Here is a 24,553-nt window from a genome sequence, read left to right on the forward strand (position 1 = left end):
CTCCCTTCTCTTTATTCCTCGCTACCGTCACCGTAATCATCAGCTTCATCAAAACTATCATCAAAGCTATCATCTACATCAGTAGCATCTTCAAAACCATCTTCACCTATTTCTTGAATAGTTGAACCAGCCTTAGCATATTCAGCTTCCTGTTCTCTAGAGTTTCTTCTGTAGTTACCATCATCTAAGACCTTCTTAAAGTCAGTAACTTCGTATTCAGAACTCTCAAGGAGCTTAACTTCGTTATTATCTGCATCAAGAACTCTTACATCAAGTGCAAGTGACTGTAATTCCTTAAGTAATACCTTGAATGATTCAGGGATACCTGGTTCAGGAATATTCTCACCCTTAATAATAGCTTCGTATGTCTTAACACGTCCAACAACATCATCAGACTTAACTGTTAAGATTTCCTGAAGTGTATATGCAGCACCATAAGCTTCAAGAGCCCAAACTTCCATTTCACCAAATCTCTGTCCACCGAACTGAGCCTTACCACCAAGTGGCTGCTGAGTTACAAGTGAGTAAGGACCTGTTGAACGAGCATGAATCTTATCATCTACTAAGTGGTGTAACTTTAAGTAGTGCATGAAACCGATTGTAACTGGGCTATCGAAGAATTCACCAGTTCTACCATCACGGAGTCTTACCTTACCATCGCTACCGATTGGAACACCTCTCCACTCAGCTCTATGATCTCTGTTCTTTGAAAGGTAGTCAAATACTTCCTCTGTAAGAACATCCTTATATTTATCTTCAAATGTTACTAAATCGCTAGGTAATTCCTCACCCTGCTTTTCAGCATCTTCTTTCCATTCCTTTAATTCCTTAGCATCGAATGGAGTATTAGCATAGTCATTAGCAAGCTGTAATGTTTCAGTAATATCATTTTCATCAGCACCATCAAATACAGGTGTAGAAATGTTAAAGCCTAAAACCTTAGCAGCTAAACTTAAATGAATTTCAAGGACCTGTCCGATATTCATACGTGAAGGTACACCTAATGGGTTAAGCACGATATCAAGAGGACGACCATTTGGAAGATATGGCATATCTTCAACAGGAAGAACTCTTGAAACAACACCCTTGTTACCATGACGACCGGCCATCTTATCACCAACGCCAATCTTTCTCTTCTGAGCGATGTAGATACGAACTGACTTATTAACTCCAGGAGCTAATTCATCACCGTTCTCTCTTGTAAATACCTTAACGCCCACGATAATTCCGTATGCACCATGAGGTACCTTAAGTGAAGTATCTCTAACTTCTCTAGCCTTCTCACCAAAGATAGCTCTAAGTAATCTCTCTTCAGCAGTAAGTTCTGTTTCACCCTTAGGTGTAACCTTACCAACTAAGATATCACCAGCACGAACCTCAGCACCAATACGAATGATACCATTCTCATCAAGATCCTTAACAGCTTCTGCAGCAGTTGAAGGTAAATCTCTTGTGATTTCTTCTGGTCCAAGCTTAGTATCTCTAGCTTCTGTTTCATATTCTTCAATATGAATTGATGTATAAACATCATCTCTAACAAGACGCTCACTAAGAAGTACAGCATCCTCGTAGTTATAACCTTCCCAAGTCATGAAACCGATAAGAGGGTTCTTACCTAAGGCAATTTCACCATTAGATGTTGAAGGACCATCAGCGATTACATCACCCTTCTTAACCTCATCGTTCTTAAATACGATAGGTCTCTGGTTGTAACAGTTAGACTGGTTAGATCTTGAATACTTTGTTAACTTGTATTCTCTTACATTACCATCTAATTCTCTAACAACGATTCTGTTAGATTCAGATAATAATACAACACCATCTTCTTCAGCAACTACACAAACACCTGAGTCAACTGCAGTCTTATTCTCAATACCTGTACCAATAACTGGTGCTTCTGTCATAAGAAGAGGTACTGCCTGACGCTGCATGTTAGAACCCATTAAGGCACGAGTACAGTCATCATTCTGAAGGAATGGAATCATAGATGTAGCAACTGAGAAGACCATCTTAGGAGATACATCCATTAAATCAATCTGTTCCTTAGCAAACTGAGAAGTTTCTTCTCTAAATCTACCAGAAACTGTATTACGAACGAAGTAACCATCTTCGTCGATTTCAGCATTAGCCTGAGCAACATGGAAATCATCTTCTTCATCAGCTGTGAAGTATCTAACTTCATTAGTTACTCTAGGATTCTTAGGATCAGACTTATCAACGATACGATATGGAGCCTCAACGAAACCATAATCGTTAATTCTAGCATAAGAAGCTAATGAGTTAATAAGACCGATGTTAGGACCTTCAGGTGTCTCGATAGGACACATTCTACCATAGTGAGTATAGTGTACATCTCGAACCTCGAAACCTGCACGATCTCTTGAAAGACCACCAGGACCTAAGGCAGAAAGACGTCTCTTATGAGTAATCTCACTTAATGGGTTATTCTGATCCATGAACTGTGACAACTGTGAACTACCAAAGAATTCCTTAATAGCAGCTGTTACAGGCTTAATATTAATTAATGACTGTGGTGAAATACCAGAAAGGTCCTGAGTTGACATTCTTTCACGAACAACTCTTTCCATTCTAGAGATACCAATTCTAAACTGGTTCTGTAATAATTCACCTACAGCTCTAATACGTCTGTTACCAAGGTGATCAATATCATCCTTTGTACCAACGCCGTACTCTAAGTGCATGTTATAGTTAATAGAAGCAAAAATATCTTCTACTGTAATATGCTTAGGAACTAAGTCAGCAATATTCTTCTCAATTGCATCCTTAATATCTTCAATGTCAGAATTCTCTGATAAAATCTGCTCAAGTACTGGATAATATACAGCTTCAGTAACGCCTAATTCCTTAGCTTCTTCATCTGAAATATCTACCCACTTGCGGATATCTACAGCACGGTTTGATAAAACCTTAACTGTTCTATTAGAAACAGAGCCATCAAAGCCCTTAACTTCAACACTAACAAATACAGAAGCAACGGCAGCATCCTGAATTTCCTGAGCTAATTCTCTAGTAACTGTTTCCCCTGCCTTAGCAAGTACATTACCATTAAGATCAAGAACATCTTCAGCTAAAACCTGACCATTAAGTCTGCTTCTGAAAGATAACTTCTTATTAAATTTATATCTACCAACTCTAGCAAGATCATATCTTCTAGGGTCGAAGAACATACCATGAATAAGCGATTCAGCACTTTCTACTGATAATGGCTCTCCTGGTCTTAACTTCTTATATAATTCAAGAATACCTTCCTGATAATTAGAAGAAGAATCCTTCTCCATAGTAGCAAGAAGCTTTGGTTCTTCACCAAAAATATCTATAATTTCGGCGTTAGTATTAACACCCATTGCTCTAATAAGAACTGTAATAGGTACTTTCTTATTACGGTCAACCTTTACATAGAACACATCGTTAGCATCTGTTTCATACTCTAACCATGCACCTCTATTAGGAATTACCTGAGCGCTGTAAAGGAAAATCTTACCGTACTTATCCTTCTGAATGTCATAATATATTCCAGGTGAACGTACTAACTGGCTTACGATAACTCGCTCAGCACCATTAATTACAAAAGTTCCTGTTCTAGTCATTAAAGGAAGATCACCCATGAAAATCTCATGTTCACTGATTTCTTCACTTTCTTTATTGTGAAGTCTTACTTTAACTTTAAGTGGAGCTGCATATGTTGCATCTCTTTCTTTACACTCTTCGATGGAATACTTTACTTCATCCTCGCACAATTCATAATCTACAAATTCAAGACTTAATCTACCATTATAGTCTGCAATTGGAGATATGTCATCAAAGACCTCTTTTAAGCCTTCGCGCAAGAACCACTGATAAGAATCCTTCTGGACCTCAATAAGGTTAGGCATTTCAAGAACTTCCTTAGTTCTAGAAAAGCTCATACGCATTGATTTGCCTGACATTACCGGGCGTAATCTGTTCTTTTCCATTGACGTTTCACCCCTTGTGTTTATTTCGCAAATGTGGTTTTTCAATAAATCAAAGTGCCAATTAGACACAAATACCACAATAGTGCATTGTCCATATTATCACAATAAGTCAAGTTAGTCAATACCAACATAGGGATTTTTTAAGAATTATTTTTATAGAATAAGTACTGCATTACGTTACTCCGCTAAATTAGATTCGCAATAACTGCAGTACTTTTTAGAAAATGTATTATAACTTGTTTTGCCATTAATCTGGCTCCACAATTTTTGTTCCGTTTTTAACTGCTAATGAAAGCCACTCATACTTCGCTTTTTTTGCTTTGTTAAGGGCTTCTTCAATAGTCTTTCCTTCGCTTATCACCTCTGGAAGTTCTGGGTAAGCCACAGTAAATGTGTCCTTTGTTTTGTTCGGAATAATTCTAACCTTATATGGTAAATCATTATAATAATCTACAGATTTCATATCAAGCAGGACCTCCGTTTTTTATTTAATTACTAATCAAAATAAAAGAGCCCAATCGAGAGCTAGCTCATCGTTGGGCTCTTAATAATTATATCATAGTTTCAACTAGAATGTTCAAGTGAAATTACTTTAATGTAACTGTAGCACCTGCATCTTCAAGCTTCTTCTTGATTTCTTCAGCTTCTTCCTTAGAAGCGCCTTCCTTGATTACCTTAGGAGCTGCTGTAACCATATCCTTAGCTTCCTTTAAGCCAAGACCTGTTACTTCACGAACAACCTTGATAACGCCAACGCCTGAACCAGCTGTTAACTCAACGTCGAATTCTGTCTTTTCTTCTGCTGCTGCGCCAGCACCTGCTGCTGCAACTACAACGCCTGCTGCTGCAGATACGCCGAACTCTTCTTCACATGCCTTAACTAAATCATTTAATTCTAAAACTGATAAACCCTTGATTACTTCAATAATTTCCTGTGTTGTCATAATCACTAAATCTCCTTTTCTTATAGTTGTGGTCTAAGCCACGATTTATAAATATCTCTGATAGTTGTTAGTAGACTTGCTACCAACTCACGTATCTAATAACTTGCAAACTAATGCTTGCTAACTATCCAACAGCTAAATTAAGCTGCACCGTTTTCGTTCTGTTCAGCAATCTGCTTAATAACACGAGCGAAGTTTGTAATAGGTGACTGCATAGAGCCAAGTAACTTGCTGAGAAGTTCTTCTCTTGAAGGGATGCTTGCGATAACCTTAACGCCATCCTTATCATAAAATGTACCTTCAACAACAGCTGCCTTTAACTCAAGTGCTTCTGCCTTTTCTGCGAACTTAGCTAAAACTCTTGCTGGAGCTGTAGCATCGTCCTTAGAAATTGCAATAGCGTTAGTACCATCAAGTAACTCTGTGAAGTTCTCGAATTCTGTACCAGCAATTGCTCTCTTAACTAAAGTGTTCTTATAAACCTTGTAAACTACACCAGCTTCTCTTAACTGCTTACGAAGTTCTGTATCTTCAGCAACAGTTAAACCCTGGTAGTTAACTAAAACAACGCCACAAGCGCCATCTAAGTTAGCCTTAATTTCGTCTACGATAGGTGCTTTAAGTTCTACCTTTGCCATTAAATTTTACCTCCTATTTAGATTCTTTCCGTTATATAACGGGGAATTGCCTCATGAAAGTAAAGAAAAAAGCCCTTCTGCCATTTAGACAGAGGGCTTGAAATTACATAATAATCTTAATTTCTTTCCTCGGCGAGCGTTTAACCTTTAACCTTACGGACTCACTGTCTTAGGGCAATAATATATGTTAATTAACAATAAGTTAATTACCAACGTGTGATAGTATACTATCAAAATATATAGGTTGTCAAGCGTTAAAAATTAACCAACATACTTAGCTGTTGAAACCTTAACACCAGGACCCATTGTAGAAGTTAAAACTACACTTCTTAAATACTGTCCCTTAAGTGTTGCTGGCTTAGCCTTAACGATTGCATCCATAATAGCCTGGAAGTTGTCTGATAACTGCTCTTCTGTGAAAGAAGCCTTACCAATTGGCACGTGAATGATATTTGTCTTATCAAGACGGTACTCAATCTTACCAGCCTTGATATCATTAACAGCCTTTGTTACGTCCATAGTAACTGTACCAGCCTTAGGGTTTGGCATTAAGCCCTTAGGACCAAGTACTCTACCGAGACGACCAACAACACCCATCATATCAGGTGTAGCAACAACTACGTCAAAGTCAAACCAACCATCGTTCTGGATCTTTGGAACTAATTCCTCAGCTCCTACGAAATCAGCGCCTGCTGCTAAAGCTTCATCAGCCTTTGCACCCTTAGCAAATACTAAAACCTTTACAGTCTTACCTGTTCCGTGTGGAAGAACAACAGCACCTCTGATCTGCTGCTCAGCGTGACGTCCGTCACAACCTGTTCTGATATGTGCTTCGATTGTCTCATCAAACTTAGCAACTGCAGTCTTCTTAACTAATGAAACTGCTTCTGTTGCATCATATAATGTAGCGCGGTCAATATTCTTGGCTGCTTCTACATATTTCTTTCCTCTTTTCATTATATAAACCTCCTAGTGGTAATAACGGAAGGATTAACTTTCCTCCCACATATATCGGTATGTGATATATGTTGTATTTTGCTCCTGCAATTCACATAAAGTGATAAAGAGCTGTTTCTAAATAGCTTGTGTAAGTTTGTTAACTAAAGACTAATTAGTCCTCTACAACAATACCCATACTCTTAGCTGTTCCTTCGATCATTGAAGTAGCTGCTTCAATTGATGCAGCATTTAAATCTGGCATCTTAAGCTCTGCGATCTTCTGAACTTCAGATCTCTTAATTGTAGCAACCTTAGTCTTGTTAGGTACGCCTGAACCTGACTTAATGTTGCAAGCCTTCTTAAGAAGAACTGCTGCTGGTGGTGTCTTTGTAATAAAACTAAAGCTTCTATCAGCATAAACAGTAATTACTACAGGGATGATTAAATCGCCCTGATCTGCTGTCTTTGCGTTGAACTGCTTAGTAAATTCTACGATATTAACTCCGTGCTGACCAAGTGCTGGACCAACTGGTGGTGCTGGTGTTGCCTTGCCTGCAGGGATCTGTAATTTAATATAACCTGTTACTTTCTTTGCCATAGTGGCACCTCCTAAAAATAATGTGGTAATTGGCGACCGCTATAATCTTTAACTTAAGAATATAAGTACTATGAAACATCTTATATTCTGCGGTCTCCCACGCCCGAAATAGGCTGTCTACCCATGTAGACCTTAATTGTTACATCAATTTCACATCTGTGAAATCAATTTCGACCGGTGTTTCACGGCCAAACATTTCAACGTTAATAGTAAGAACTTGCTTACCTTCGTTGATACTAGTAATCTCTCCAATTGTATCTTCCCAAGCACCAGAAAGAATCATTACCTTATCTCCAACCTTGCCGTCGAACTGAACAGCTGGCTTTAATTCGCCAGTTGGAAGGTTGATACCTAGTGACTTGATTTCACTTGGAGTAAGTGGAACTGGTTTTGATCCAGGTCCAACAAATCCTGTAACGCCTCTTGTGTTACGAACGACATACCAACTGTCATCATTCATAACCATTTTGATAAGGACATATCCAGGAAGCATCTTCTTTTGAGCAGTCTTCTTAGAGCCGTCCTTAACTTCGACTACAGTCTCGAGAGGAACGAGCACTTCTAGAATCTGGTCCTGAAGATTTCTGTTTTCAACTGTTTTTTCTATGTTGACTTTAACCTTATTCTCATATCCTGAATAAGTATGTACAACATACCATTTTGCTTCGTCCATTCTATCACCTTTTCCTTATTATTTTACGATGAATTCAATACCAAAGCGGACTGCTAAATCCACTACTGCAATAATTACACCTAATAATACGGATACAAATAGAACTGAAACTGTCTCTCTTGTAAGAGTCTGACGATCTGGCCAAACAATCTTAGAAAACTCTGCCTTTAATCCTTTAAACCAGCTCTTCTTCTGCTTTTTTGTCTTAGCTTCGCTCATAATTGCACCTCACTGTTTTAGATTACTTTGTTTCCTTGTGTAATGTGTGTGACTTACAGAACTTGCAGTATTTCTTTGTTTCCATTCTGTCAGGATGTGTCTTCTTATCCTTAGTTGTGTTGTAGTTACGCTGTTTACACTCTGTACATGCCAATGTTATCTTAATACGCACAACTTCCACCTCCAATTTACTTAATTTTGTAGGTGTTTATAACACCAATTGGTTGCTTAATTCCATGCCTAAATCTTAGGGTTATTAAATTCAGGGCATAAAAAAAAGACCTCTTCCATAGCCGTTCTAATATAGCATAGACAAAAGACAATAGTCAACAACAAAATTAAAAAATATTCTTTTGATAAATTTTTGTTATCTATTCTAAAAAAATAGCTTTACATTTTTATAGGACTATGGTACTATAAAATTATGATAAAGGGTAGTATATTGTAAAATTTTACTACTAAGACGTGACCATTTTACTAAAGCAAGAGAATTTAATACATTTTAGAAGTAGGGAAAGGATTCCTATTACTTTCTTTATTGATTATACAGACAAGGAGGTGACTGTTATGATCAGTAGCGTATACGATTACTATTTATCTCAGTATGGGCATAAGGCTAACTCTAAATACGACTCCCATACGAAAAACCAACTAAAAACTACATATAATAAAGTTGTAAAGCATAACAGCCAGTCTCCAACCTATAAGACTGACACCTCAGACGATGCGGTGAAGTATGCCATCGACTTAAAAGAGAATGCAAGAGAATTGAATAATATCGCCAACGAGCTATCAAACGCCGACGGAACAGGAATGAACTATAAAAAGACAGCCGTTTCCTCAAATCCAGAAGCCGTAGATGCTGTATTTATTGGTGATTCGAAATTAAATATAGAAGATTTGACTGTGTCTGTAGATAAGATTGCCCAGAATCAGGTTAATATAGGTAATTATTTGCAGCCAAAGTCCAATTTGTTTGCCGCCGGGGATTATTCATTTGATTTAAATATTAATAACATCACCTACGAATTCCAGTTTAGCATCTATGATAATGAAGCAACAATTGATGTTCAGGAAAATGTATCTAGGCTTATTAATAAATCAAACATCGGCTTAAGTTCCATGGTTTTAGAGGATAGTTTAGGAAACACCGCCCTAACCATTGAATCCAACGCCACCGGTTTTAAAGGCATAAAGCCAATTACCTTTAACATAGTAGCAAACACCGACACGGAAGATAACTTCAATATAGATGCAGCTACTAGTATGGAAAATGCTACAAAAAACGAAAATCTAGTAAGAACCCTAGGCTTAGATCGAATTTCCCAATTCCCATCTAATGCCTCATATACTATAAATGGCAGTCAAAGGGCAAGTCCTAATAATGACATAACCTATGACAAAGCATTTATACTAAACCTTAAGACCGTCACGCAGCTGCCGGCTACTATAAGTCTTCTCGCTGATGCAGATTCCATTGCAGAAAGCATCGAGGAGCTGGTATCCGGCTACAACAACTTGATTTCTGTAGCTACGGATGAAACCAATAATCAATTTGGTGGCAACGAGAAGCTACGTAAAGAGATACTGGCCATAGCAAGTTCCTATAAAGAACAGCTAGGCCAAAGCGGTCTTTCAGTAGATGACCAAGGTTTAATACGCGTAGACAAGGAGGAAATTGTTAAAAAGGCTCAAGAGGGCAATTTGAAAGACGTTTTTAATAGCCTCGATTCCTTTAAGAGTGATATCCAAAAGAAGGCCGAAGACATTTCCCTAGATCCTATGAACTACGTAAACAATAAAATAGTGGCTTATAAAAATCCACAAAGAACAACTACTGACCCGTATAACCTCTCTGCCTACACAGGCATGATGTTTAACGGTTATACGTAGCGGCGAGTATAACCGTTAAGGATTCGACTCGCCAGCTCTATAGCACATCAAATATAAAAGGGCGCATAAAAAATGATTTCTCATTTTTTTCACACGCCCTTTTTATAATAAACTTTTTTCTTTTCCTTTAAGCAGCTGAAATCTTTAAATCAGCTTCTCTTTTAAAGTCCTCTACAAACTTTAAAATACCAGTGAAAGCCTCTACTCTAGCCTCATCATCTTCTTCCTTATTAGCCTTGTTAAGCTCAAGAACATAAGAGTTAACCTCGTCCTGATCAATAACCTCGCCGTTAGGATTAATCATATCCTGTGTAGAACCATAAATGCTAAAAATCCAGTAAAGGCCCTTAAGGATGTGGTGCATATACTCATCTGTATCAGGTAACTTATCACCAGAATACTCCTTAATAATGCGGCCAATAGCTGTAATTAACTTCTCGCAATATGGGCTAGCAGCCTGTAGTGCTTCAATCTGTTCCATTTCATAATTACTCATAAGTAAACCTCCTTACTTGTATACCTACAGGCGTTTCTCCACATGATACTGTAGGTAGGATGCCAGATATAAATCTGGCATAACCACTGAGATGTGCAACCGGTTTGTACCTACACCGGAGCAAGGATAGGACTTGAGAGCTTGTGATCTTTGTCCCCCTTAAATTTCATTGTTCCGTTAAGTTAAAGTTTCGATGCTAATTAGTTAATTAGCCCTGTGCTTTGTATATAGCTGGCGTCCGTACGCTAAATGCAATTTCGTCAAATCACATTCTATGGTACACGCGTAACTAAACTAGTCGACGCCAGCCCTACAGCACATCTGTAATATATATCGGAGCAAAGTTTCAAAACTTAACCCTTTCTAGAATTTCTTTTAAATTTTATGAAAATGTAGCCACCCCGCCTAAATTCCATAAAAATAGCGTAGCAGCCATAAAACTGCTACGCTTATAAAAGTCTAACTTTTTGAGGTCACCTCAAAAGCCACCTGCCTAAATCACAAATTTAATTTTTTACTGGTTACAAGCCAAATACTTATCAATAATCTTAGCCTCGTCATGCTCTCCATTTTCCTTAGTAGGAAGAGCCTCCTGGCTAACAATAATCTTCTGGATTTCCCATCTGTAACCCTTCTTAGCATTGTACTTATCAATAAGATGTCTAAACTTAGCCTCGTTATCCGACTTATCAACAGGAACAATAATTGCCGTTAACAGGTCTGCATACTTAACTACGCAAGTATCTGCAATGCCATTTAACTCAGATAACTGCTTGCATGTAACCCTCTTACTAATCTTCTCGCCTGTTGCAAGCTGAATAAGATCAGGATTAGTCTTATTAAGACGAAGACGACCATCCGCTGTAAACTCGCCATAGTCCTTAGTGTGGTAAACCCCACCATCTAAGGCCTTTGAAGTATACTCAGGGTCAGTCTCGTAACCCGCCATAATCATGTCACCGCCAATTAAGATTTCTCCATCCTCGGCAATTGTTGCATTTACACCATCATAAAGCTCAAAACCGTCCTCGTCAGCCCTGCCAATGCCAATACAACCAGAAGTTTCAAGGGCACCATAGACTGTGTAGGCCTCAACCCCACGAGCCATCATGCTTTCAAGATACTTCTTAGGGCACTTAGCCTCTCCAACGATAATCTTCTTTAACTCCTTATTATAGCCATTAACCCTTGTAAGATATCTAGCCATAGCCGGTGTAATAGGTAAAACCGTTGCATTGTAATAATATGTATCCGCATCTATATGTCTTAAGCCCCTGCCAACAGCAACACAAGCGCCATTTGCTAAAGGCCACATAAGTCCATAAAGCACTGCAAAGATTCTATGCATTGAAATAGGAGTAAGAACTACATCCTTAGTGCCACATGTTAACTTACTATTAACTGCATTCGCTGCTGCCACAAGGTTTTCCGATGTTAGCACCGCAGCCTTGTCGTACTCACCACCAGTTGCAGTAAACATTAAAATGTTACCCTCTCCCCGCTTTAAATCAAGCTTAAGACCTTCAACGTTGTCCTTCTCTGCATTCTTAATAATTCTAGCATCCTTATCTGCCAAAATGTACTGATTAGTTGAAGTAAGAATAAATTCCACACTAGCCTTAGCAAGCAAGCCCTTTCTTACCTGTGCAGGCAAGAAGAAATCCACCAAAACTACATCCTTACCAGAAACCACAGTACCTAACATATTAACAATCCATCTATATGAAGATGGGCCATAAATTGCCACTCTCTGACCCTGGAAACGCTGCATATGAATAGCCTTTCTAACCACATCATCAAAAAGCTGCTTGTAGCTCACCTCAAAAGTATCATAAATTATAGCTCGCTTTTCAGGCCATTTGGCCGCCGCTTCCTCTAAAAAATTATAAATAAAACAATCTTTATTCATAGCAAATTCCCCTTATTTTGCAATCATAATTACATTAAAAATAATATCACAACCACCCCCATTTTTCCATTAATGTTTTAAAGCTAGAACAAAAAGAGGGAAGTCTTTAAGGAGATTTACATATTCTTACGCTTTTGTTATAATATTTAAAGAAATTATCGTGACCAAATAAAGAGAGAAAAGCTTATGAAAATATTATTTTACAGATATGGAAGTATCTGCGAGCCAGATATCATTCACGGCTTCAAAAACCTAGGCTTTGAAGTCGAAGAAATTAATATTGAAGTAACCAATAAAAATCTACTTCCTGCCCAGTGCGTAGAACAGGTATCAAAAGTCCTCTTGCCAGGAGGTTTTAGCTTTGTCTTTACCATAAACTTCTTCCCTTGGCTATCGGATTTGTGCCAGATTCTAAAGCTGCGCTACATTAGCCTGATTGTGGATAGTCCCGTGCTAGAGCTATTTTCAAAATCCCTATCCAACTCCTTTAACAGAGTCTTTCTCTTTGATTTAAGCCTATATAATGACTTTGAAAATGAGAATCCAGGCCACATTTATCACACTCCCCTTTACGCTAACACAGACCGTCTAGATAGCTATCTTGAGAGTGTCAGTGAAGCGCAAAAAGAGAAGTTTAGGGCAGACATTTCCTTTATTGGTTCAAGTTACGAAGAGAAAAACCCTTATAGTACCGCCAAATTTAGCGACTATTATAAGGGCTATCACGACGCCCTAATTGACGCCCAACTAAACGTCTATGGACTTAACTTCCTAGACGAGGCGGCAAGCGAAGAATTTTGTGATTATTTTATTGAAAATGTAGACCATCTTTATCGTTTCCCACCAGACGCCAGAGAAGACAAGAAAGCCCTAGTTACACAGGCGCACCTTAGTTACCGCGTGGCAGAAAAAGAAAGAAAACTAGCCCTAAATATGCTAGGGCAAAAGTATAAATTAGATTTCTACACCCAAAGCTCCCTAAAGGACTTTAGAAATGTGAGATATAGAGGAAACGCCAGCAGCCTAGAGGAGATGCCAATAATTTTTAATCAGTCAAAGATTAATCTAAACTTCACCTCAAAGGCCATTAAAACCGGCATTCCACTAAGAGTCTTTGACATTTTAGGAAGTGGTGGTTTTCTTATTAGTAACTATCAAACGGAGCTTTTAGAGTTTTTTGAAAATGGAAAAGACCTTGTAGTCTACGAGGACCTAGACCACTTAGTAGAGCTTTGCGGCTACTATTTAGAGCACGACGAAGAGAGAATAGAAATTGCAAAAAACGGACATGAAACTGTTAAAAAATATCACAATGTAACCACAAGACTTTTGCAAATTATTGACCAAGCCTTTAGAGACTAGATAAAAAAGGCAGAAAGCCAAGAAATAATTAACCAACAAAGATTAGGGGATAGCATGAATATACTGATTTTAGATTATAAGAGTTTTGGAATTGAAGATTTAAAGGAAGCCCTAAAAAGAATGGGCCACAGCTACAAACTCATATCAGACCCAGCCATAAGAGACAGGGTAGATGAAGGCTTTAAGACTCGTTTCCTTACAGAGTGCGAGAAAAGCCACTACGACTGCACCTTTAGCTTTAATTACTCTCCTCTAATTTCTAATTGCTGCAATTTAATTAATCTGCCTTATGTGTGCCTGATTTATGACAGTCCCCAGATAAATACATTTTCATATACCATAATCAACCCTTGTAATCACATCTACACCTTTGATAGTGCCGATTACTTCCGCTTTGCAGACCAGGGCATTAAAAGCATTCACTACATGCCCCTTCCTGTAAATGTTCATAGGCTTGATAAGCAGCTTGGAAGCCCTTATGATAAGACTTCCGAGTCCACAACTAATATCACTCATCCAAACTATAGCGCCGACATTTCCTTTATTGGCTCTATGTATAACGAGAAGCACAACCTCTACGACCGCCTAGTAAGGGCTGGGATTAATGACTACACTAGGGGCTATCTTGAGGCCATTATGGATGCCCAGGAGAAGGTCTATGGTAGCTTTTATTTAGAGGACCTCATAACAGGCCCTATCCTTGAGGAGATGCTTGATAAGATGGAAGTGAAGGCAAATCCAGACGGCGTGGAAACTGTAAGCTATGTCTATGCCAATTATTTTTTGTGCAGGAAGCTAGCAAACAAGGAGCGCACCCATATTTTACAAGCCCTTGATAGGAGTCTTGCTAAGAATTATAAGGTAAGTCTCTATACCCATAATCCTGTAGATTTTCTTGAAAATGTGCACACTTTCGGACCTGTGGACTATTACGACCATATGCCACACATTTTCAGGCAGACAAAGATAAATCTTAATATCAGCCTTAGAAGTATAAGGTCAGGAATCCCTCTTCGATGCATGGATATCCTAGCTTCTAAGGGCTTTTTGATGTCTAATTATCAGGAAGATTTTTTAAGGCACTTCGTAGACGGCGAGGATTTATGCCTCTATGATTCTAAAGAGGATTTATTAAGAAAATGTAACTACTACCTAGAACACGAAGACAAAAGGGAAGCTATGGCACTCTCTGCCTATGAAAAGGTAAAGGAAAACCACAGCTACGAAAAAATTCTAAATTTAATTTTGTCAGATTTGTAATAAGAATTTCTACTTCATCCCAAACATAGCCTCCACCCTATCTTTATAGCTAAAGGCTTTCTTTATAATCTCAAGGCCATTTTCAATGACCTTTTCTCTAAAGCTATCTTCTTTAATGAGGAAGCTTGCTTTAGCTAGAAGTTCTTCGCTATTATTAAAGCAGATAATATCTTCATCTGGTCTAAAATATTCATAAATTTCTGGTTGGAAATTAGAAAGTACCAAACCGCCACAGGCAATAATATCAAGAACTCTTAAAGGAATTCCCGTTTCAATGCAGCTAAGACTAACATTTAGATTGATCTTAGAATTCCTAAAGATTTCTGGCATCTTGGTACTATAGTCTATATAACCACCCATGTAAGTATTCTTTAATTCTTGCATCTCATCCTTTGAAAAAAGGGCAGTTTTAAACCTGGACTCTAAAAGCATTAAAGCAAGAAGACGCTGCCTCTTTGTGGCCTCCCTGCTAAGTAGGTAGTAGATTTGCTCCTTACTAATCTCCCCATTTATCTTTTCCAAAAGCTCATTATTTATGCAGTCATTAAAGATATTTCCACCATTTAGCTGACACTGAAATTCCACAAGGCCATCAAGATAACCTCTTAAATTTTGGCTTAAGGGTCTACTAAAATCCTTATATTCTGACACATACATAGAGCCCACAAAAGATACGTCATATGTATAGGCTGGATTTTTAAAGGCAATATCCCTAATCTTTGTAGCAAGTGGCAAGTGATATACATTTTTATAACCCGCCTCTAAAAGCCTGTTAGTATAGGCCCTATCAAAGATGAAGCTGCGGTTGAAGTCGTAATTTAGCCCCTCTAAATTCCTAGTTTCAAAAGGCACACTGTGATTCCAGTTTATATAGAGAATATCCTTATTTAGGCTTTTAATGGCCTCGGCAATAATAGAGGAATAGTTTATTGAAAAAACATGACTAAAGTTTCCTTTAAGCAGCTTCTCCCTTGTAATCTCAAAAAGCCTTTCATCCTCATTCCAATCCTTTGGAACTAAATAAAAGGCCTCATAATCGTAATTTAATTCTTTAAAAGTTTCCTCCACTTCAGGCTGCATAAAAGCATTCCATTTAAAAAGCAGAATTTTCATATTCTCCCCACTTTCAAAAGCTATATTTTTCCCTCTTCCATAAGCTCAAGATGAATTCTAATAAAGTCATTCGTCCAACGCTTTAGACGCTTACTTTTTTGACAAATTGCCTCCACCACAAAGGCGCTAGTATGAGTCTTTTCAAAGTAGTCCTTAAAGCCCTCATAATAGGCGTTTTTCTTCATGGTCTTTAAGCCCATTAAACCATCGTCATCCCCGATACCAAGGGACTCCTCAAGGATTTCCTCCACCTTTTTAAAATGCTCAATAAGCACATTCAGGTCATCACTATAATCAAGAGCTCCCTTCATGGCAATATTTTTCTCCGCATTAAGGACATCAAGAATGCTTGCAATAATTGTCATGCTGTTAGTCAAATCAGAATCCTTTAAATTAAGGTCTGGCCTAGTTTCAAGCACCTTATAGAAGAGCTCCTTGGCCTCCTCAATTTGGTGTAGCTTAATTAGCTGGCTAACTGCAAGCCTAAGCTCCCTAGTTTCCGCCTTCTCATCCGTAATTAAAACTCTGTGGGACTTAACCTTTAGATTATTTTTGAAAATGTATATATTTAGCAAGGCTTCACCTAAAAAGCCAAAGATTCTAAGGTGGTAAAGATCTGTAAACTTAGTGTAATCAATGCGATTTGACATGCCAAAAAGAATGGCAAAGGCCCAATTACAATAATCATCAAAGGTCTCTTTTTTACAAACCATTAAATTGCCAATATAAGAGCTTTTAGACTTCATAACTTCTCTAAAAGCAATGTAATCCTCTGGGAAATTTTCCTTGATGTAATTCCCCATTTCATCAAGAATCTCCACATTATTAGCCCTTGCAAAGGCCTCTCTAAAATTCATATTAGAAAGCTTATTCTCATAAGAGACAATCATGTCGTATTCTTTCAATTCTTCATCAAAAACCGCCGGGTCTATGATTTTCTTATTGTCATCAATAAAGTAGCGTCTGTAGTGACAAATTCCTATATTTTCATTAGAATCCAGGTTTTTCCAGAGCCAGTAAACTCCCGACAATTCGCCGTATAAGAAATTAAGGCCAGAAATATTATCCCCTGTATCATCGCCAATATAGCCTAAATCTTCACTTTTCTCCCTGCCCACATGAATAGGAACATAATCCTTATTCTCTGGTGGATTAAATTTTTTATGGGTCATAACATAAACCTTAGCCATAACTTCTCCCCTCTAGTCTACATTTTCAAGAATATCCTCAAACTCCTGAACTCTTTTCTTCCAACTGTGATTAGCCTTTACATTTTCATAGGCATTATTAGTTATCCTAATTCGCTCCTCTTTATTGCTTAGATAATATCTAATAGTCTCTGAGAGCTCCTCTAGCTTATCTAGCTCATAAACTATTAGCTCCTCCTTATCCTTAAAGTTCTCCTTTAAAGCTTTTGAACTATCCGTCACGCACAAGCTGTTATTAAACATAGCGTTAAAGATTCGCTCCGATAGGCCATCCTTGTGCCATGCGAAAATGTTAAGACTTATCTTAGATTTCGCATAGACCTCAAGGGCCTCGTTATAGTTTAGTTCCTCGTGAATAATGAGCTTCTTGTAGTCCTTTAAAACCGGAGATTTCCAGCTATTTCCAAAGACATGAATTGTAAGGCCATCATCAAGGAGTTTTCTAATAACCTTCTCCCTATAATAAGCACTTACAAGCCTTGCCACCGGCCAGAGATGATGCATAGTTACTAGCCTTTGCTTTCTCTCATTATAGATTTCATGAGTATATTCATCCTCTCTAAAGAGCTCATCAATAGCCCTTTTATAGGCCTTGTCATAACTAAGAGAAGAGTCCTTTCTTAAGATTCTAAGCATGACATTGGCAATAATTCGTTCTCCCTTTGGCAATTTGTAAAAAGAAGACATAAGACTTCTATAGTCTGTGAAACTGCCAAGAAAGCTTAGGTCGTATTCCCTATTTTCATCAATATCTATGTCCTTAGCCACTCCCGTTAGGCTCTTTGCCCTCTTGCCTCCGGGATACCAGATAAAGGAATCCTTAACAGAATTAAAGTTTGTCTTGGCAAATTTTGCATAGTCCCCATCGCAAGCTAAGCAGTAGAACCTATCCACCACAAACATTAGAAGATAACTTATATAAAGTGGATGATCGAAAATGTTAATAAACTTCGGACAATCCAAACTATTAATATTTAACTTATTAGGATCTACATCAGAAAAGATGCCCGACTGAATGCCTAGCACCGCACTAATATGCATTTGCCTTGCCTTATATATAAGGTCTCTGTTGTGTCCATTAACCACAATAGCTGCCCTGCCACTAGCCTTGCAGGCCTCATAGAATTCCCTAGTGAAACTCTCTAGCACATCAATGCAGACATATTCATAGTCATTTACGATTAGAATTGGATCGTATTTTGACATTATCTTTTTAAAATATTTCTCATCCCCTAAGATACCAAAGAGGATATTTTCAAACTCCTTTTCCTGTTCAAAGGTAATGGCCCAGTTAGCTTTACGAATCAAGGCCTGATTCCAGAGCTTATGTTTTGTTAGATAGTCCTTAAATCTAATAAGGCAGTAAGCATAAGTCATAAAGTCCTCTTTAAAGATAGGCTTTGACTCGAAGTTTGAAAATTTAGCTACAAAGGCATATTTTGAAAGAAAAGGTGCATATTCCTTAAGTCTAGTAAGTAACTCATACTCCTCTGCTGACTGTAGATATTCATTAAAGCCTCCTAAGGTCTTTATGCTTTCCACCTGCACCACAAGGCCTGATAGTCTTGAGGCCGTTAGCATAATTATCCTTTCAAAGCTGTAGTTTTCCACAGGGTTTGACTCAAAGTCCGACATTTTTTCACAACTAGATAGAAGTTTTAACCAATCCTTCTCATAGTAGTCCGCAACAAAATCACTATCCCTTACAAAGCTTACATATTCTGTAGAGACATATTTTAGGGCCTTATTCTTAGCCTTAGCGTAATTGTCAATTTCCTCATCATCCCATATGCCAATTAAGCTCAAGTTAAGTAAAGGCGCCTCGTTTATTAACTCATTCGCCTTTTTCTTTACATTTTCAAGATAATCATAATCATTGACAATAACTACCATTGTCACTAGTGCTTTTGACTTATTAAGCTCTATCCAGTTCATTTAACTACCCTATTTCCTTCCTAGTGCGCCAAGATAATAATTAACAACTGCAATATCTTCATAATCATCCACATCTACCGAGTGGGTTCTATCCATAATATAACCAACTTCATTGTCATTAAGACTTGTATCCTTTGTAAGCTCTTCAACTTTATTTATATAAATTGCACCATTTACCTTATAAAAGGTTGGCATATCCTGCCTTCTCATAGTACTTGAGCCCTCAATTAAATTTACTAGCTTTCCCTTCTCATCAAATTTTCTCATAAGAATTGGTGACTCTAATACCTCTGAAACAGAAGCTAATCCCTTCTCTTCATTTTTAACAAAGGTCTTTAAGGCTCCTGCAATATCTGAGGCATTACGAAGTGGGGAAGTTGCCTGAAGTAAAACCACATAATCATATTCTCTCCCCATGTTTTTTAACATAGTAATCGCATGCAAGACAGAATCTATGGACTTTGCCTTATCTCCTGCTAACTCCTCTGGCCTCATAAAGGGAACTTCTGCTCCCGCCTTTGTGGCAACTTTTGCAATAGCCTCGCTATCTGTTGATACCACCACCGCATCAATATAATCACAGCTAAGCGCCTCGTGGATTGTGTAAGCAATCAAGGGCTTTCTGTTGATTTTTAAAATGTTTTTATTTGGAATTCCTTTACTTCCTCCCCTAGCTGGAATTAATGCCAAAACTTTCTTACCATTAATCATAGCTACACCTACCTTAGTAAATATTCCTATCTACAAAATGTTTCTGAATATCAAAATTCCATATTTCATCACGCCTTAGAATCTCCATAAATTTCCCCCTAGAGTCTCCAAGACCAAAATCATTCCTTGTGATCTTATAATTCCCGACGTTTTTTATCGCCTCTAAAATCTCTCCCTTATCTTCATTACAATGCTGCACATTAGAGTCTTTCAAACTATATCTATTAGTTTGTCTGCTGCCAAGATCAATTGCTGGAACCCCATAAACACTTGTTTCCCTAACTCCTGCAGAAGAATTCCCAATCATAAATTCTGCATTTTTTAAAAGGGTTAAAAAGTATTCAAATCTAATGGATGGGTATATTTTAAAATGTCCATTTTTTTCAAGTCTTCTATATTCATTAAGAATAAGTTCTGAACCAAAATCATTATTAGGATAAATAACTACGTAGTTTTTCTCTGACTCAATTAAAGCATCCACTAAATTTTTTATCTTCCAATGTAAATTGTCATAATCAGTAGTTACCGGGTGATACATGCAAATTCCATAATTTTCAAAAGGAATGTCATATCTTATTTTTACAAGATTAAGACTTGGCAAATCCTTTGATAACATAACATCAATATCAGGAGATCCCATAATAAAGATTCTCTCTTCTGACTCCCCTAATTGAAGCAATCTCTTTTTTGCACCCTCATTTGAAACCAGGTGTATATGAGCAAATTTTGAGATGGCATGTCTTATAGATTCATCAATTGTTCCTGAAAGCTCGCCTCCTTCAATATGAGCCACTCTAATATTTTTTAGAGCTCCAACAATAGCCCCAGCCAAGGCATCGTTTCTATCTCCATGGACCACAATTAAATCTGGGTTCACATGGCTTACATAATTGGTAAAATTACATATTACACTGCCTAGGTCATAGCTCATATCTCCAGTATTTCTTTGAGAAAAATCTACATAGACATTACTATATCCATCCTTTAAAACCTCTCTATAAGTAGATCCAAGATTCTTAATTAAATGCATACCTGATACATACACATAGGCTACAAAAGATGAAGATTTTTCCACTTCTGAAATCAATGCTTTAATTTTTCCATAATCCGCTCTTGTCCCCGTTACAAAAACGATTTTCTTTTGACATTTTTCCATTTGCTCCACCCATTTTAGTCTTTCCTACTAGTTTCTTTAAAACCTAGCCATAAGCTAGAAACTCTAGTCTTCCTCGATCATGTCCCAAGTTAGCTGACAGTCATTTTCAATATCCATCATCGCCTTTTTCCCAAGAATCCCTTCATAATCCTTAGCTTTGATTTCCCCGGTTCCTGGCCTTTTCACCCAAAGATTTTCCTTAGTTAATATCTCTCCTTTTTTAATCGGCTTAATAGTTACAACTGTTGCAAAGGCAAAATCAATAGTTACCTGTTCTTCATTTGCAGCCTCCTTTTTTCCACCTAACATTAAAGGAATAGTATTTGCAGCCTCTATTAAATCTTTTAACTCTCCTTCATCCATGGAGCATACAATATCCGGCCCAGTTCTATCCCTTCTATCTGTGTAGTGTCTTTCTACTAAATTTGCCCCAAGCGCCATAGCAGCTATGCAAGCATTGTTATTTAATGTATGATCTGATAGTCCAATAGGAATATTAGGAAAATGTTCCATCATCTCTTCCATTGCTCCAAGCCTTACAAGTTTTGGATCAGTTGGATATATATTTGTTGTATGCATTAACGCATAATCAACCCCATACTTTTCAAGTATATTAACAGCTCTATCCACAGAATCCATGCTATTCATACCAGTTGAGACAATCATTGGTTTCCCATATTCTGCTATTTCTTCAATTAAGGGATAGTTATTTAATTCTCCCGACCCAATCTTAAAGGCACTAACTCCAAACTTCTTTAATCTCCTAGCTGCTGCCCTTGAAAATGGAGTCGATAAGAAAACCATTCCTAACTCCTCTGTATATCTTTTTAATTCAAGTTCCTCTTCTTCGTTTAAAGCACATCTTTTCATAATCTCATAAATTGAGACATTAGCATTACCAGGAATAACTTCCTTTGCCATATGACTCATTTCATCATCCACAATATGAGTTTGATGCTTTATAAGTCTAGCTCCTGCTCTTTTAGCAGAAAGCACCATTTCTTTAGCTGTCTCTAAACTGCCCTCATGATTAATTCCTATTTCAGGGATAACTAAAACCTTATCTTTACCATCCCCTCCAATAGTAATATCTCCAATATTAAACTTTTTTGTAGACCTCACTAAACTTTTCCCCCACTTCCTTGTTTGCTTCAAGTGTTGCCTTTAACATATTTATTACTGCTTCTAATAATTCCTCCGTACTATCATCAGCAGCTTTTTTATTAAAATTAATAACTCCGTCTGCTATTTCCTTTTCCTTCTGCTTTGCCTTAATAGAAACCAAATCCTGAAAAGCATCATTTCTCCTACTATCATCAAATTCATGAATTCTATCAAATAGCGGTGTAAAATCCACTTTTTTCCCCATTTCGAACTCATTTTTAGCATGCTCTAAATCGGATATTAATAATTTCAATTTTCTATCCTGTGCTTTGGCAAATTCAACATAAGATGCATTTATTTCTAAAATTTCCTGTATTTCCTTGCTTGTAAAGGTTATAGGAACTTCAGCTAACGCTTTAGAAAAATCCACTTCTAACTCCTTTTCAACCAAAGAAGCAGCATAGTCTAGGGTAACATTTTCAACTCCTTTAATTTTTAATCCGCCCTCTGTTGCATTAATTACTTCGCTATCTCTAAACTTACTCAAGCTCTCTTCAATCCATTCTGCATAAGCAACTAAATCTAAAGTTGAATATACTTTAGCTCCATCATAAGACTCGCATTCAACTATATTAGGATCATTTAAGTCAAATGTTCCCTCATTATAAATATCACTAGCGTGGTATTTCATTTTTGTCATAGCCAAATCCATGCCTACCATTACTATTCTTTTAAAGCCCACAAGGTATGAAAAAAACATTGCAGAAGTCGCAACTGAACCTCCAGTGCTAAAAAATATATCTGGCTTATCATATTTCAAAATAAAATATCTAACATATTCTAAATCTGTTAGAAAAAAGAGTTTTGATCTGTGATTCTTTATTGCGATATTTAAGGCTTCTCCACCTGTCAAAATAGGAATATCATTCATTCTATCATCATCAAATGTTTCCTTCTTTTTTATCGCATCAATAGTAACCATCATATCTGGAACTATTCCATGATTTAATAATATTTTTACAGCAGTATCAGCTGCTATAATAATACCTTTATTTTTCACTCTTTTTAGCTCATCGATATTTTTATCTAGAGATGGTCCAGCACCAACTATAAAAGCTGTTCTATCTTTGTAACTTTTCATACTTGTTACACAGTCATAGATGCTACTATTTTTAATTAATATTGGAAGGTTTTCGATAATATTTTCAACAGCATTAGCCCCTCTAAAAACCTTAGTATTAAGGTTCATTGTGTTCCACTTTGCTGCTTTTTGAAACCTTTCATTAAATTTTTGAACTTCATCATAATAACTAGAGTAATAACTAGAAATTGTAACTATAGTTGTAACAGGAATTCTTTGTGGTGTAACAATCGATTGAAATACACCTTCCAAATTACGATCATTAATTCCATTAACAAAAATGTAAAATCTTAATCTTTCTTTTTGACTTGGAAACTTATAAAAATGCATCGTTTTAATAAAGACTTCAATATCAGGTTCCACGCATATAATTTCATTATCTATATTAGTATGCTTTAGAAAATAATCTAAAATACTGCCATTTCCCAACCCTACTAAAACATATGCTGTATCAACCTGGTAATTAGAGTCATTAAATAAAATTTTTGCTTCTAAATTGCTATCATATCCACTAGGAAGGAAAAAAATCTTATCTTTTTCCACAATCTTTATAGACTTATTCCCACAATAATCCAAATCAAAATCATATTGTCTTTCTGGATTCATATAAAGATTATTTCTATTTATCTCATCCATTTTGTCTAAATCCACACGATCAACAAATTTGCCATCTATAAATTCTCCATTATATTTATCTATATATTTACTAAATTCATTTATAACATGTTCAACATCTGACTCACTAATTTTTCCTTCTATAAGACAATCTTCGGGATATAATTCATTCATTAATCCAATGAACAATGAATGATTATATTTACTTAACACCTTTAAATTCTCTTTAAATGTATCAATCAGAGTTTTCCTGTTAAACTCTTTATCAATATCTTTTTCTATTCTTTTCTCTCCCTCAATTGTAGCTAAGAATTCAAAAATTATATCCGCACTTCTAGACCTAAAACCGCTTTCAAGATTATCTTTTAAATCCATAATCATTTGCAACAAAACATTTCTTTTTATAGAATCTGTTGTAACATTGGCTATTTCTAACAACTCATTAAAAACCATATTTAGTTTATTTATATAGTCATTATCTATATTTGCATTAGTATACAGTCCTTTAGCTACAGATATAATTTCACTAGTTGTCATATTTCCTCCATTCTAGCTTTTAAAAGATATTCATCTTAAAAATATTTGTATTTTATTAAATTTTTAACACGTTTAAACTAACTTTATAATACCATATAAATAGTTTCTTTTCAATTACTGAAAAGGAG

The 24,553-nt window shown here is 36.8% G+C and carries 21 protein-coding genes and 1 other annotated feature; of the genes, 3 read left to right on the forward strand and 18 right to left on the reverse strand.

The features are described from left to right. Window positions 1-11 precede the first annotated feature (11 nt). From rpoB to rpmG, 9 genes are all read right to left on the reverse strand, one after another. A complete protein-coding gene (rpoB, locus tag G600_RS0104455) occupies window positions 12-3,974 on the reverse strand; it encodes a DNA-directed RNA polymerase subunit beta (RefSeq protein ID WP_027430866.1) in 3,963 nt (1,320 codons plus the stop codon). 247 nt (window positions 3,975-4,221) lie between these two features. Further along, window positions 4,222-4,437 carry a type II toxin-antitoxin system HicB family antitoxin gene (locus G600_RS13750; RefSeq protein WP_034245624.1) on the reverse strand — a complete coding sequence of 72 codons (216 nt, stop codon included), beginning with the start codon at window positions 4,435-4,437 and terminating at the stop codon, window positions 4,222-4,224. 124 nt (window positions 4,438-4,561) lie between these two features. Continuing rightward, entirely contained in the window at window positions 4,562-4,918 is a 357-nt protein-coding gene (rplL, locus tag G600_RS0104465; RefSeq protein ID WP_027430867.1) for a 50S ribosomal protein L7/L12, read from the reverse strand. 140 nt (window positions 4,919-5,058) lie between these two features. Further along, window positions 5,059-5,556 (reverse strand): 50S ribosomal protein L10, encoded by a 498-nt coding sequence (gene rplJ, locus G600_RS0104470; protein WP_027430868.1) that lies wholly within the window; start codon window positions 5,554-5,556, stop codon window positions 5,059-5,061. Between the two features lie 56 nt (window positions 5,557-5,612). Next, window positions 5,613-5,748: a sequence feature (ribosomal protein L10 leader region), on the reverse strand. 69 nt (window positions 5,749-5,817) lie between these two features. After that, entirely contained in the window at window positions 5,818-6,513 is a 696-nt protein-coding gene (gene rplA / locus G600_RS0104475; RefSeq protein WP_034209983.1) for a 50S ribosomal protein L1, read from the reverse strand. Between the two features lie 154 nt (window positions 6,514-6,667). Continuing rightward, on the reverse strand, window positions 6,668-7,093 hold the full coding sequence (gene rplK / locus G600_RS0104480; RefSeq protein WP_027430870.1) for a 50S ribosomal protein L11: 426 nt from the start codon (window positions 7,091-7,093) through the stop codon (window positions 6,668-6,670). A 139-nt stretch (window positions 7,094-7,232) separates the two neighbouring features. Then, the gene (nusG, locus tag G600_RS0104485; protein ID WP_027430871.1) at window positions 7,233-7,766 is read right to left on the reverse strand and encodes a transcription termination/antitermination protein NusG; all 534 of its coding nucleotides are present in this window, start codon (window positions 7,764-7,766) and stop codon (window positions 7,233-7,235) included. A gap of 18 nt (window positions 7,767-7,784) precedes the next feature. Continuing rightward, window positions 7,785-7,985 (reverse strand): preprotein translocase subunit SecE, encoded by a 201-nt coding sequence (gene secE / locus G600_RS0104490; RefSeq protein ID WP_027430872.1) that lies wholly within the window; start codon window positions 7,983-7,985, stop codon window positions 7,785-7,787. Window positions 7,986-8,007: 22 nt separating this feature from the next. Beyond that, the gene (rpmG, locus tag G600_RS0104495; RefSeq protein ID WP_027430873.1) at window positions 8,008-8,157 is read right to left on the reverse strand and encodes a 50S ribosomal protein L33; all 150 of its coding nucleotides are present in this window, start codon (window positions 8,155-8,157) and stop codon (window positions 8,008-8,010) included. A 395-nt stretch (window positions 8,158-8,552) separates the two neighbouring features. Between rpmG and fliD the strand changes: the two genes are divergently transcribed. Next, window positions 8,553-9,878, forward strand: coding sequence for a flagellar filament capping protein FliD (gene fliD, locus G600_RS0104500; protein ID WP_027430874.1), 1,326 nt, complete (start codon window positions 8,553-8,555; stop codon window positions 9,876-9,878). Window positions 9,879-10,005: 127 nt separating this feature from the next. On the opposite strand, the gene G600_RS0104505 is transcribed toward fliD, so the two are convergent. Together G600_RS0104505 and G600_RS0104510 are read right to left on the reverse strand one after the other, a co-directional pair. After that, a complete protein-coding gene (locus tag G600_RS0104505) occupies window positions 10,006-10,374 on the reverse strand; it encodes a hypothetical protein (protein WP_027430875.1) in 369 nt (122 codons plus the stop codon). A gap of 514 nt (window positions 10,375-10,888) precedes the next feature. Next, a complete protein-coding gene (locus tag G600_RS0104510) occupies window positions 10,889-12,283 on the reverse strand; it encodes a class I adenylate-forming enzyme family protein (protein ID WP_027430876.1) in 1,395 nt (464 codons plus the stop codon). Window positions 12,284-12,469: 186 nt separating this feature from the next. Between G600_RS0104510 and G600_RS0104515 the strand changes: the two genes are divergently transcribed. Both G600_RS0104515 and G600_RS0104520 read left to right on the forward strand, forming a co-directional pair. Next, the gene (locus tag G600_RS0104515; protein ID WP_027430877.1) at window positions 12,470-13,645 is read left to right on the forward strand and encodes a CgeB family protein; all 1,176 of its coding nucleotides are present in this window, start codon (window positions 12,470-12,472) and stop codon (window positions 13,643-13,645) included. A gap of 54 nt (window positions 13,646-13,699) precedes the next feature. Further along, window positions 13,700-14,905: a glycosyltransferase family protein gene (locus G600_RS0104520; protein WP_034245559.1), complete on the forward strand. Its 1,206-nt coding sequence runs from the start codon at window positions 13,700-13,702 to the stop codon at window positions 14,903-14,905. A gap of 9 nt (window positions 14,906-14,914) precedes the next feature. Here the strand turns inward: G600_RS0104520 and G600_RS0104525 are convergent, their stop codons facing one another. The 7 genes from G600_RS0104525 to G600_RS0104555 form a co-directional block, all read right to left on the reverse strand. Then, window positions 14,915-16,018: a glycosyltransferase family protein gene (locus G600_RS0104525; protein WP_027430879.1), complete on the reverse strand. Its 1,104-nt coding sequence runs from the start codon at window positions 16,016-16,018 to the stop codon at window positions 14,915-14,917. 20 nt (window positions 16,019-16,038) lie between these two features. Then, window positions 16,039-17,208, reverse strand: coding sequence for a DUF4422 domain-containing protein (locus G600_RS13755; protein ID WP_051195360.1), 1,170 nt, complete (start codon window positions 17,206-17,208; stop codon window positions 16,039-16,041). Window positions 17,209-17,220: 12 nt separating this feature from the next. Further along, window positions 17,221-19,161 (reverse strand): glycosyltransferase family protein, encoded by a 1,941-nt coding sequence (locus G600_RS0104535; RefSeq protein WP_027430880.1) that lies wholly within the window; start codon window positions 19,159-19,161, stop codon window positions 17,221-17,223. Window positions 19,162-19,170: 9 nt separating this feature from the next. Then, the gene (locus G600_RS0104540; RefSeq protein WP_027430881.1) at window positions 19,171-19,872 is read right to left on the reverse strand and encodes an acylneuraminate cytidylyltransferase family protein; all 702 of its coding nucleotides are present in this window, start codon (window positions 19,870-19,872) and stop codon (window positions 19,171-19,173) included. A 13-nt stretch (window positions 19,873-19,885) separates the two neighbouring features. After that, a complete protein-coding gene (neuC, locus tag G600_RS0104545) occupies window positions 19,886-21,028 on the reverse strand; it encodes a UDP-N-acetylglucosamine 2-epimerase (protein ID WP_034245562.1) in 1,143 nt (380 codons plus the stop codon). 63 nt (window positions 21,029-21,091) lie between these two features. After that, window positions 21,092-22,150: an N-acetylneuraminate synthase family protein gene (locus G600_RS0104550; protein ID WP_081669409.1), complete on the reverse strand. Its 1,059-nt coding sequence runs from the start codon at window positions 22,148-22,150 to the stop codon at window positions 21,092-21,094. Then, window positions 22,128-24,425, reverse strand: coding sequence for a motility associated factor glycosyltransferase family protein (locus G600_RS0104555; protein ID WP_027430884.1), 2,298 nt, complete (start codon window positions 24,423-24,425; stop codon window positions 22,128-22,130). The genes G600_RS0104550 and G600_RS0104555 overlap by 23 nt, the downstream gene beginning before the upstream one ends. Between the last annotated feature and the right edge of the window lie 128 nt (window positions 24,426-24,553).

The sequence above is a fragment of the Lachnospira multipara ATCC 19207 genome (genome assembly GCF_000424105.1).
Taxonomy (GTDB): Bacteria; Bacillota; Clostridia; order Lachnospirales; family Lachnospiraceae; genus Lachnospira; species Lachnospira multipara.